1 protein-coding gene is annotated in these 13,322 nt (G+C 44.5%); it reads right to left on the bottom strand.

Going from position 1 to position 13,322, the window contains the following annotated elements:
* Positions 1-187: 187 nt before the first annotated feature.
* Entirely contained in the window at positions 188-13,264 is a 13,077-nt protein-coding gene (locus tag GM698_RS08035; RefSeq protein WP_209289232.1) for a YadA-like family protein, read from the bottom strand.
* Positions 13,265-13,322: the final 58 nt, after the last annotated feature.

Below are 13,322 nucleotides of genomic sequence, written 5' to 3'. Positions count from 1 at the left end.
TGAAGATTGTACCTATTTGGTAATCATTTGACTAGGCTTATTGGTTAAATAAGCGGTCTTTTTTTACAATTTTTTTGCAAATGGTCATTCATTTTCAACGTGATGACAAACAGAAAACAAAAAAGTTGAGTGCATTACACACTCAACTTTATTATTTATTGGAAAGGTTTAATATCACCTAGCTAAATTACCATTGGTAACCTACACCAACACCACCAGACAAGTTTCCTTCGCTGGTTGCAGTACCTTGTAATTTCAAGATAAGTTTACTATTATCACTTGCCTTTGAATAACCTACAGAGACTGCTGTTGCACCATCGTAAGTACCGCCTGCTGCGGCAATCATTGATTTACCAGGAAGATAAACTTGCGGTAGAGCAGATGATGCTGCTGCACTCGCACCTATACCCCGTACACGTCGATCAATTTTATCTACTTTACGACTTAGATTACCGATGTCATTTTTCACTTGATTTAACTGGTTTACATTCACTGCATCTGTGCCTTTCAGACCTGGAGCAACATTTGTAATGCGTGTTTGAGCATTCTTAGCACCACTAATCTTCACTTCATTTACACCATCTTGTGCAATAGATGAACTGATAGTAGTATTGCCTACTTTCACGGTGTCAAATTCAGGAGTACTTGAAGTGGCAAGTTCAATTGTTGAGTCTTTACGTGAAACAACCATATTTTTACCGCCAGAAACCGTTACTTTCCCCTTATTTTTTACCTTTTTAGATCCCTGTTCTGAATCTTTAGCAGTATTGCCGCCAACAGCGAGATCCCAACCGATGTTATCTAATTCACTCTGTAATTGACCACCGTTTACTGCATCTTTGCTACCTGCACGAATCTCACCATCTTTCACGTTAGTGATCTTCTTACTACCTGCGTCAATACCAGATTTTTTCACAGTTGGTCCACCTTTAATAGTTAAACCTTCTTTATCTAACTTAGAATCACCAATGGTCAGTGAACCTTCTGCGGTTAAATCAATTTTTTTGTTTAAGGTTAGTTTGTACTCTTTAGCTCCTGTTTCATTAGTCGTTGTATTATCCACCAATAAGTTAGTATCTTGGCTAGTTACTGACTCTTCTTTCTTAAGCTGATTTTTAGTAGCTTCAGACAAAGCAACTTTGTAGTCGTTAGTTTTTACGCCATTTTCATCACTTTCTACTGTATGTGTAACTACAATACCATCACCTTGAGTAACCTTTGAGCTATCTGAATGCACGGTATAAACAGCTTGGCCATCAGCACCCTTTTCGTTTTTAACAATCACATTTTTGCCTTCAGCAATTTGCGTAGTCGCACCACCTATGGCTTTCTTTAGCTGAGCCACATTCACTGCATCAGTCTCGTTAACACCTTCTTGAACATTCTTAATGGTATTACCACCATTATCCAAACCATTTTTAGTGAGTTTGACTGGTTTGCCTGCTGCACCATTATTAATGCTGATGCCAGTGTTATCCATCACCGTGTTACCTGTGGTGACGGTAGTGAATTTAACATTCTCTTTGGTGGCAAAGGTGAAGTTGGCTCCCTCTTGCTTCACGCTTAGGTTGTCGCCTGCTTTATAGGTAACTGTCTCACCTGATTTAATGAGTGTGTTGGCTTTAGCACCCAACTGCTGACCTGTACCCTCTACGCCTGACGTGGCCACAAAGCCTGTGTTATTCACCACATCGGTTAATGTTTGAGCGGTCACAAAGCTGTTTTGTGCGTGGGTGTCATTGGTTGGGGCAACCACTTTACCTGCATTCGTTAAGGTGATGTTATCAGCCTCTGGATTGTCGGTATTGGTTTTATTCAAACCTGCTTTATTCACCTGCACTTTATAGACAGGGTTGGCTATATTGGCATTATCTACCGACACCGTTGTAGTGTCACTATCGATCAAGACAGTCACCGTGTTGGTATCAATCGCCGCTTTATTGACTTTAAGCTTACCATCTTCCACCTTGATGGTGTCATCATCAACCTTTACATCATACTGAATCTTAGAGGTTTTACCATCAGTGGTGACTGTTGCGGTGGTGACATTACCGTCAACAAAGTTGACTTTGTTACCATGGTTGATGGCATCAATGTCAGTGTCATTGTTTTGGATTGTCCACCCTGCGTTTAATACATCGCCCACAGTGGCGGCGTTGCTTAGCTTGCTTGCCAGATTGTCAGGGCTGTTGGCAACAGGTTGGGCATCGTGGGTGTTGGTTACTGCCACCAGATTGCTTGCCACATTTTTTAGTGCCATTGGGGCGGTGGTACTGCCTTGGGCATTGTTTAGGCTGGCAACAACATTGGTTACTGGTTGAATATTTGCACTAATACCTGTTGGTTTGCCTTGAGCATTAAACACCGTACCTGCTGGATAGAAGTTGCCATCGATAGATTTGACCAGTTTATTGCCGTTTTCATCGGTATAAACCACTGGGGTTTGAGCGCTTTCTACCGTGCTTTGAGCATTAACTTCGATGGTGATTTCACGCACACCACCTTCGGTCTTGCCTTTAACCACAGCACCATTGATGCCTGTGAATTTGACTTCTTGGGCGTTTGTGACCGTGTCTTTATAGCCGTCTTGAGCAGAAACCACAAAGCCTAAGTTTTTCAAATCGCCCACGGTAGCCACATTGCCGTTTTGGCTGTTGTCAAGATTGAGCAAGGTTGCATTTGGTGCAACGCCTGTCCCTGTGGTGGCAATCGTTTGGGTATTGGCACCATTAGCCACATTGGTGATTTTGTTGTTACCGTTATCTAGACCTGTATTGGTCAAGCTAACAGGGTTGTTATTATTGACAGGCGTAATGACCACACCTGCACCGTTTACGACCGTTTTGTTTCCTGCATTGTCAGTAAAGCTTGCACTGCTAAGACCTGTTAAATCCTTAGCCAGTTTGACGGTCAAGGTGTCTTGGTTGGCAGTTACGCCAATGTTGTTGTCGGACAACGCCCCTGTATTGCCCCCTTTGACAGCGATGGTTTCGCCAAGCTTACGCTCAAAGTTACCCACATCGCCTGCAAAAGTCAAAGGCTTGTAAGCTTGCGTTGCCACTTGATTGATGGCTTCATTGACATTATTGACATTCTGATTGTTTACGCTGATTGGGTCATTGGTCAATGTAATGTTACCAACCGATACGCTATTATTAGCAATATTGACATTACCGCCAATTTTTGCAGTCGCAAACTCCACATCGTCTTTGGTGGCAATGCTGACTTGTCCGCCTGTTTGGGTAATGGCAATGTTTTTGCCTGCATCAATCGCAATTGCTTTGCCTGCACCAATCAACTCGTTGCTGGTGCCTTTGACCACCCCTTCACTGGCTGAAGTGGTTAGGGTAAAGCCTGCTTTGTTAATGGCGGTAGCAATATCGCCTGCATTGACCAGTTTGCCTGCGTCATTGATACTATTGATTGTAACAGCACCTGTGGGGGTCGTGGCAAGCGTGGTGGTATTGGCGGTAAGTTTGCCATTTGGAGTTTTGGTAATGGTCGTGCCATCGGTATTGACCGACAAATTAAACTCATTGCCTTTTCCTGCTTGAGCTTGATGGGTAACGCTGATAGAGCCGTCTTTTGACACCACCGTCTCGGTAGAGGCATTTTGGGCAGTGGTAATTTGCGTATTTAGAGCATTGACCGCATTGTTTAGGTCGCCTGCATTGACCGCATTGTAGGCGTTATTTACATCTTTAATATCGCCTGCACTGGCAACATTGACAAGCTGTGTACCGCCTTGCATCGTCATTGTGCCATTTTGAAGTGTGGCAGGAGTGGCAGGAGTGTTGCCAATCGTTAAAGTAGTGCCTTGACTGCTCAATGTAGTGTCGCCAATTTTGACCGTCTTAAATTCTACATCGTCTTTGGTGGCAAAGGTAAAATTGGCACCGTCTTGTTTGACATCTAGGTTGTTACCTGCCAAATAAGTAACTTTTTGACCTGCTTTGATGAGCGTATCGGTTTTGGTGCCTGACTGCGTGCCTGTGCCTGTATTGCCTGATGTTACCACAAACCCTGCATTGTTAATGGCATTGACCACATTGTCAACCGTGGCAAGCTTGTTGCCATCGTTTGGAGTTGAGTTTACAACGCCTTGATTGCCTGCTGTCATCGTACCTGTATTGGCTTTGATTGCTCCTGTGGCTGGGTCTTTGACAATGGTATTGTCATCAGTTTTAACATCAATCGCACCTGTTTGGGCATTTACCGTCAAGCTATTGCCTGTGTTTACCGCAACATCAAAAGTGGTCGCTTGGGTAACTGGGTCGGTTGCTTGAGTTACTGTTAGCGTTTTGTTGGTTGATGTAACTTTTTCTTTTGAGCCTGCAAACTTGGTGTTTAACTGGCTGACATTCACTGCGTCGGTATCGTCTTTACCATCTGCAATATTGGTAATTTTGTTACCGCCGTTATTCAACCCAGTATTGGTTAGACTGACATTACCGCCTTTAATATTAACGCCTGTAACATTTATAGTATCGGCAAGATTGTGAATGATGTTGTTGCCTTGCTTGCTAACTACGATATTGTTGTCGGTGTTACTTAAATCAACGCTTTCGCCTGCCTTGACCAGTGATTTGTTAGCGCCTGTGTTTACTGACAAATTAAAGCCAGAATTGTTAATGGCATTGGCAATATCGCCTGCATTGACCAGTTTTTTGGCGTCATCGTTTTGTGGGGTTAGCACTTTGCCTTGGCTGATAGGGTCTTGGGTAAGCGTGGTGGTATTAGCGGTAAGTTTACCACCTTCTACCTTGATAGTCGTGTTGTCGGTTTCAACATCAAACTGCACGTTACTTGTTACACCATCAGAGGTAACCAAAGCGGTGGTGCCTGTGCCATCAATGAAGTTGACTTTGTTGCCGTGGTTGATGGCATCAATGTCAGTGTCATTGTTTTGGATTGTCCACCCTGCGTTTAATACATCGCCCACAGTGGCAGCGTTGCTTAGCTTGCTTGCCAGATTGTCAGGGCTGTTGGCAGCAGGTTGGGCATCGTCGACATTATTGACTGCCACAAGGTTGCTTGCCACATTTTTTAGTGCCATTGGAGCAGTGGTGTTGCCTTGGGCGTTGTTTAGGCTGGCAACAACATTGGTTACAGGCTGAACATTTGCACTAGCCCCTGTTGGTCTACCTTGAGCATCAAACACCGTACCTGCTGGATAGAAGTTGCCGTCGATAGATTTGACCAGTTTGTTGCCATTTTCATCGGTATAGACCACAGGAGTTTGAGCGCTTTCTACCGTGCTTTGAGCATTAACTTCGATGGTGATTTCACGCACATCACCTTGAGTCTTGCCTTTAACCACAGCACCATTGATGCCCGTGAATTTGACTTCTTGGGCGTTTGTGACCGTGTCTTTATAGCCATCTTGAGCAGAAACCACAAAGCCTAAGTTTTTCAAATCGCCCACGGTAGCCACATTGCCGTCTTGGCTGTTGTTTGACAAGTCAAGCAAAGTAGATGGTGCTTGTGTGCCTGTCCCTGTGGTGTTAATCGTTTGGGTATTGGCACCATTAGCCACATTGGTGATTTTGTTGCCACCGTTGCTAAGACCATTGGCGGTTAAGGTCACAGGATTATTTGCGTTGTGAGGCGTGCTGACAATAACGCCTGAACCTGTAATCGCAGCTTGATTGCCTGCACCATCGCTAAAGCTGGCTGACTTTAAACTCACATCATCTTTGGTTGCTACCGTGATTTTGTTGCCGTCTCGTGTGATGGCGATGTTTTGACCATCTACGAAGTTGACGCTACCACCATTATTGATTTTTTGACCATCTTGCTCATAGTTGGCATTTAGGGTAAAGCCTGAGTTGTTGATGGCATCAACAATATCGCCTGCTTTGACCAATTTGTCAGGGTCAGCAGGGTCATACACTCTGCCTGTCTTACTGCTGGTCAGCGAAGTAGTAGCAACAGCATTGTTGATCACATTTGCCACATTTTGGGCGGTAGCAAAGGCATCGCCTTTATTGTCGGCAGTGACTGTATTATCAGCATTGGTGGTTAAGGTGGCTTTGGTGACATTAAAGGTAATACCATTACCTTGGCGCTGGGCCGTTGTACCTGTGCCATTGGCAAAGTTGACTACGCCATCGTTTTTAATTTGGACTTCGCTTACACCATTGACTTGCGTTTTAAAGCTCTGCATGGCGGTATCAGCTTTTGTCAGGCTTTGTTTAGTCGCGTCATCAAGTTCAATGGCGATTTGAGCACCATCATTTGTATCGACTTTGCTAAGTTTAATGCCTTTATCAGCTTTAAAATCTACCTTATTGCCTGATTTGATAAATTTATTAGCAGTAGTGCCAGTTGCCGTGCCTGCACCTTGGCTAATTGCAAGGTTAAATCCTGCACTATTCGCCACAGCTTGCAAATCACCGACATTGACCGCATTGCCAAGTTGGTCGCCTTTGGCTTCGTTGACTTTTTTGGCAATCGCTTGTTTTTCGTCATCGGTAGGTGCTTGTGGATTTTGATAAGTACTACCTACACCACTTTGTAGATTGATAATAGGCATATTTGCCATATCAATACCATCTTTATTGATAGCAATGTTTTGTAGCTTGTTGGTTATCGGGTCGTAACTAACAGGCACGATAAGATTTTGCACGCCTGCGTTTTTGGCAAGCAAGTATTGAGTGCTGACGGTGTTAAAATCCACATCGTCTTTGGTGGCAAAGGTAAACTTACCGCCCTCTTGGGCTACGGTTAGGTTTTTGCCCGCTTCTAGGGTAACGGTATTGCTTGGCTTGATAAGTTGATTGGCAAAAGGATTAGCACCATCTGCTATGTTGCCTGCACCGATTACATTAAAGCCAGAGTTGTTAATCGCACTAGCCACATTAGTAACGGTCGCTACTTTATTTTCATCGCCTATAGTTGGGGTAACTTTACCTGTATTATTGGCAGCGATTGTACCTGTATTGGCTTTGATTGCTCCTGTGGCTAGGTCTTTGACAATGGTATTGTCATCAGTTTTAACAGCAACAGTATAAGTGGTGCTGCCATCAGTATTTTTCTTATCAGTTACCAATACGCCTTGGTCGCCTTCCACCTTAGTGGTTGCAGCTTTTTGAGCAGTATCTAGCTGTGATTTATTGACAGCATCAGTTGGGTTTTCACCTGCTTTGACATTGGTGATTTTGGTAGGATCGCCATTTTCGTTGCTAACTTTTATGTTGCCATTGTCATTTTGGATCTTAGGACCCTTTTCATCAAATTGAACTGATGTAAAGATTGGGGTCTTGGTGGTGGCAAATTCAAAGGTCTTACCAGTACGCTTGACAGTTAGGTTATCACCTGCAACAAACTCAACTTCATCACCTGCTTTGATAGACTCAGCAGTATCTTGGTCGCCATTAGCCTTATTACCGCCCGATTTAGCTTTCCAAGCAGCGTTATTGATGGCATTAACGACATCGCTTGCTTTAGCCAATGCATTGCCATCTGCTGGAGTATCGACCCTTCCATCATTGTTGGCATATGTGATTGTGGTGGTGTTGGCTGTTAGCTTATCACCTTCTACTTTGATGGTAGTGCCATCGACATTGACATCAAAGGTAATGTCATCATTTTTGTTGGTTGCAGTGGTTACATTACCATTTACAAAGTTAATGACTTTATTGTCTTTGTCAATGGTATCAACTGTTGTACTATTCACCGCTGTGGTAAAGCTTTGGACGGCTGTGTCTGCTTTTTTCAGGCTGTCTTTAACACCTTGAGCTAAACCAACCGTATATTCAGTATTGCCATTTATTTCATTACCTGGGTTTACAGTTACAAAGGCTGTATCACCTGATACAACAGACGATGTTTTTTCGCTATCAGTGATGGCGGTTGCAATGTTGCCTGCGGTCATGAGTTTATTTTTATCTGTTTCAGTCACAGTCACATTACCACGAGCAACCTGTGGTGTTGTCGTCTCTACGCTGACGGTGTAAGTGGTGCCGTTGGCGTTAGGAGTCCCAGGGGTGACTGTTACAGGTCCATTACCTACAACTGTAGTCTTAGCAGCATCTAACTGTGATTTATTGACAGCATCAGCTGGGTTTTCACCTGCTTTGACATTGGTGATTTTGTCTCCGCCAACATCAAGACCATTTAGCGTTGAGGTTAAAGTGGTGGTATTACCATTACCGATGACAAGGCTATTGGTGGCGGTAACGGTTGTAAATTCTGGGTTTTCAGCGATTTTGACAATCAAGCCGTCATTGGTCGCTTCCACATAGGTGTTTTTGTCGCTTACCGAGCCAGTAGCGCCACCTTTGATGACAAGCTGACTACCCAAATCACGGTGTACATTGAACGCATTGTTATTGCCAGTAAAGTTCAAGCCTTCTTGGGTCAAAGTATTGGCGGTGTTTGCCAAAGTCTCACCTGTAACCAATGCTGAACCAGTAGTAGCAGTAAAGGTTGGCTTTGTGTTGTCGGTTACATTGCCAGTAGCAGTAACAGCGGTGGTGATGGCTTTTAATTTTCCATCTGTAGCCTTGTTAATGGTTGTGTCATCGGTATTGACCGACAAATCAAGCGTGCTGGTGGTGTCTTCTGTCTTAGAGGTGATGACAACCGTTTTATCTGATGAAGTGAAATTAACCGTATCGCCCCAGTGTATGTTCTCTACTGGCATGCTGTTTGCTTGTAGCTTCCAATGCCCTGTATTGATGGTATTGTGCAACTGACTGCCGTTAATCGCATCGGTACTGGTAGCCGATATCTCACCAGCCGCCACATTCTGAATACGGCGTTCTGCACCACTTGCACCAACAGACACCGCACCTACCGCTGTTTTGCCCACAAAGTCGCTGTATGTTATGCCGTTTACGATGGCATTATTTACCATCCCTTTTGCACCGCCTGTGGTGGTGTCGCCCTCGGCATCGCTATTAAGCAAATAGTTCTTGCCTTGATCAGCACGCACGCTACTGTTATCTCCCAGATAAACGGAGTTAGAAACAGTACCTCCAATTTTGGTATAGTTACCTTTATTATTAATGCTGCTACCCAGTACATAAGTATTTGAGCTGGTAATAATATTGTTATTACCAATCACATGGGAACCAGAAACAGTAACTTGTTCAGTTAAATTTGTAGGTTCCTGGATAGAACCATCATTTCTATAAGTCGTGATTGCACCAATTTGGTTATTGTTACCAAATGCACCCACATTATTAGAGGTTGCACCGACGATATTATTAATACCGCTTGTATAAGATTTTCCACCTTTTACAACAGAATTTGCACCAAACGCCCCTGAATAACTCCCTTCTACAACGCTTCTTGGACCGATCGCTATGCTATAAGTTTCTGTAGCTTTTGTTACATTACCAATGGCGATTGACGTGTTTCCAGTAGCTTGAGAATAGGCACCTAATGCAGTTGCTCCCCCATTAGCAGTAGTACCATAACCAATAGCATTAGCTTGATTACCCAAAGCCTTAGCATCACCACCAAATGCCGTAGCGTTTTTATCAGCTGTGGCCCTAAAACCAAAAGCAGAAGCTTGCAAGCCAGTTGTTTTAGCCGAAGCACCAAATACACTACTTTCTTGCTCAGCTATGGCTTCATAGCCCACTGCTGTAGAATATTTAACACTGGCTTTTGCACCACGACCTGCCGCCAATGAATGTTGCCCTAAGGCACCGCTTGCGGTTTTAATACCACCATAGTTGGTAGTTGCATCGCCTGCTTCTTGATTTGTATGATCATTATAATGGAAATAAGTATTGACATCAGCACCACCACCAACTTCCGCATACAGCTGACCTTCGCCATTTATCTTAATGGTTTTATCATCAACTTTGACAGATACGGTAGATATGGTTGAGCCGTTGGGTTGTTGTTGGTCATCTACTTTGATACCAAGGCCTTCTTCAACTTTGGCCGCAGCTGCTATATCAGCAATCATAGTATAGGCATTATGTAGCTGACTGCCATTGACGGCATCGGTGCTTTGTCCACTAAGTTCGCCTGCTGCCACATTCTGAATACGACGCTCCGCACCACTGGCACCCACAGAAACCACACCTACTGCATTATTGCCCGCAAAAGCTCCTCTAAATTCTAGAGTACCAGATTCACCAACGATTGGCATTACTTTAAGTGCACCAACACCTCCTGTGGTGGTCGCACCAACTTGATCGCTATTAGGCAGATAGTTCAAGCCTGCGGTGGCACGTGCAGTGCTGTTATCTCCCAGATAAACGGAGTTAGCAACAGTATCGCCAACTTTAGTATATTTGTTTTTACTATTAATACCACTACCTAGCACATAAGTATTTTGGCTGGTAATAATGTTATAATTACCAATCACACGAGAACCTGAAGCATCAACTTCGCTAGTTAATTCTACAGGCTCTTTGAGCGTACCCTCAGTATCAAAAGTGGTCATTGCACCAATTTGGTTATTGTTACCAAATGCACCCACATTATTAGAGGTTGCACCGACGACATTATTAACACCGCTTGTATAAGATTTTTCACTTTTTACAACAGAATTTGAACCAAATATCCCTGAATTAGCCCCTTCTACAGTACTTCTTGAGCCAACCACTGTGCTATATATTTTTTTAGCGTTTGTTACACTACCAATCGCGATTGACCCATAGCCATTAGCATTAGTGTAATTACCTAATGCTGTTGCCCCATCACCATCAGCAACAGTAGCATAACCAATAGAAACTGTTTGAGCACCCGAAGCCTTGCTATCACTGCCAAATGCAGCGGCGGCGTTGCCAGTAGCATTAGCCCTAATACCAAAAGCAGAGGATTGTAAACCAGTTGCTTTGGCCGAAGCACCAAAAGCACTACCCTCTCGAGCAGCTATGGCTTCATAACCAACAGCTGTAGATTCTTGAACACTGGCTTTTGCATTTACACCTGCGGCCAATGACTTACTACCCACAGCACCGCCTTTGGATTTGATACTGCCCTTGTTAGTATCAGGATCACCCGCTTCTTGAGTATCTGTACCATCATTGACATGGAAGTAAGTAGGGGTACCTGCCACCGCTTTTAACTGTGCCACATTGACCGCATCAGAGTCGGCGCTGCCTGCGGCCACATTGATGATTTGGCGAGTGGTTTCATCTGTTGCACCTACCGACACTGCACCATTTTCTGTGCCTTTGACGGTTGCCAAAATACCAGCATTATCTGCTTCGGTATTGGTTGGCGAATACACGCTGTTTTGAGCGGCATCAGCTGTGGTGCTGGCGGTGGTTGCACCTTCTGTCAGTCCAGCACGATCTGCCAAAGAGTTTGCACCCAATGCGACCGCACCTTGTTTTCTTGCTCGAGCATTTGAACCAACCGCCGTGCTATCCTGTGCATAAACTTGTGCTACTGTACCGATGGCAGTACCAGATTCGCCTAAAACTGAAACATAAGCACCCGCACCCAATGCGGTGCCAGCTGTAGCACCGTGGGCTACTTCTGCCCTTTCACCCAAAGCGGTGGCACTTTTGGCATTTGCATGTGCACGAGCCCCTAAAGCGGTAGAGAACAAGCCCCCCGCTTCTGAGTCTACACCAAAGGCAATGCTACTCTCGCCGAAGGCCTCGGAATTAAGACCCAATGCCATTGCACGATGTTTTTGAGCGATTGCTTGGGCGCCTAACGCAATGCTTTCGTCTCCATTGGTTAATGAACCCCCACCAATCGCAATGCTTCCGAACCCAGATTTAACTTTTTGAGTATTGCCTTTTGGTAGCTTTTTAATCTCTTCGTCGGCTTTTTCATAAGCAGCAACCAAAATCCCTCTTTTTTCCTCTGAAGTGAGCTCATCTTCCGTCTTGTTTTGTTTTTTTAGTTCCTCCAAATAAGCTAAATTTCGAATCTCGTCAATGTGTAAGTGACCATTTCTTATGAGATCCACATAATAATCATCAGTACCTGCCTTAGCATATGAACCAATGGCAATGGCGTCTTCGTTCCAAGAATCTTTATTTATTATCGCTTGGGCATTATCACCGATAGCGATATTGGTATGAGTGGCTTTTGTCTTAGCATTACCAATAGTGATACCAGGCTGTTTTTCAGTATTCTCTGTAGTGTAAATCACCCCATCACCAAACTGCAAGCTAGACAAGCCCCTCACATGCGAGTTGAGTTCCACTGAGACGGTGTTGTTAGCAGTATCAAGGGTGGTGGTGATGTTATTTGTATTTTTACGTTCTTTGTTGGTTTTATCTTTGTCTGGGTCTAGTTCTATAGCAGTGTCTTTACCCTTAATTCCTAGCACACGATTAGCCATAGTTTTGGCAGTGGCTTTATCAGTGGCAGGCTTGTCAGCAGACAAATCTTTATCGGCAAAGTATTTGGCGGCCGTGGCTTTTAACTGTGCCACATTGACCGCATCAGAGTCGGCACTGCCTGCGGCCACATTGATGATTTGACGGGTTGTGTTGGTATTACCTACTGATACCGCACCATTGTTTGTGCCTTTGACGGTTGCCAAAATCTCTGCGTTATCTTCTGTGGTATCAGTTGGCGAATACACGCTGTTTTGAGCAACATCAGCCGTAGTAATGGCAGTCAACCCTACAACAGTCAACCCTACACGATCAGCAACCGAACCACTGCCTAGTGCCACCGCCCCCACTTGCTTGGCTTGGGTGTTTGCACCCAGTCCTATGGCATTGTTTGCTTTGACTTTACTTTGTGTACCGATGGCAATGGCGTTTTCAACACCTTGGTCTGGGTCTAGAGTTTGAATTCGTCCACCTAGAGCAGGCTTAGTGCCACCTGTTTGCGCCCCATTGCCCATCGCTATAGCACCTACGCCATTGGCGACGGCATTGGCGGCGATGGCGGTGCTGTTGTCGCCATGGGTAAATGCATTATAACCCAAAAGAGTCGCTTGGTTGCCAAAAGAATGGGTATTCGAGCCAATAGCCGTGGCTCGCTCACCGCTGGCTTGACCATTATCACCGACAACTGTGGATTTTTCTCCCTTCCCTGCAGCGGCTTTACCAATAACCACACGATCGGTCATATGGTTCATATATATATTAATTTCCCTTCCATCTTGATGTTGCATATTCAATATTAAAGATGTTTCGCTCTCTTCATTTGCTTGTGCCGCGCCTGCCAGTCCTAGGGCTACTACCAGTAGCGACAGACGAAACACCACAGGGCGAAATATCTTGGTGCGTAAACTGCCCTTGCCGTGTCCACGGGCAAACTCGGAGACGGCGGTCATCGTACCTGTGGCTTTGTTAAAGACGATTTTGTAAATGTGGTTCATATTTCCTCTAAGTGTATCAGTAACTTAATAATTTAAAGCCATCACCCTGATAGAGTGA

The sequence above is a fragment of the Mannheimia sp. ZY171111 genome (genome assembly GCF_017750945.1).
Lineage (GTDB): Bacteria > Pseudomonadota > Gammaproteobacteria > Enterobacterales > Pasteurellaceae > Mannheimia > Mannheimia pernigra.
The sequence above is the reverse complement of the archived record's forward strand: the minus strand, read 5'-3'. Positions and strand labels throughout refer to the sequence as shown.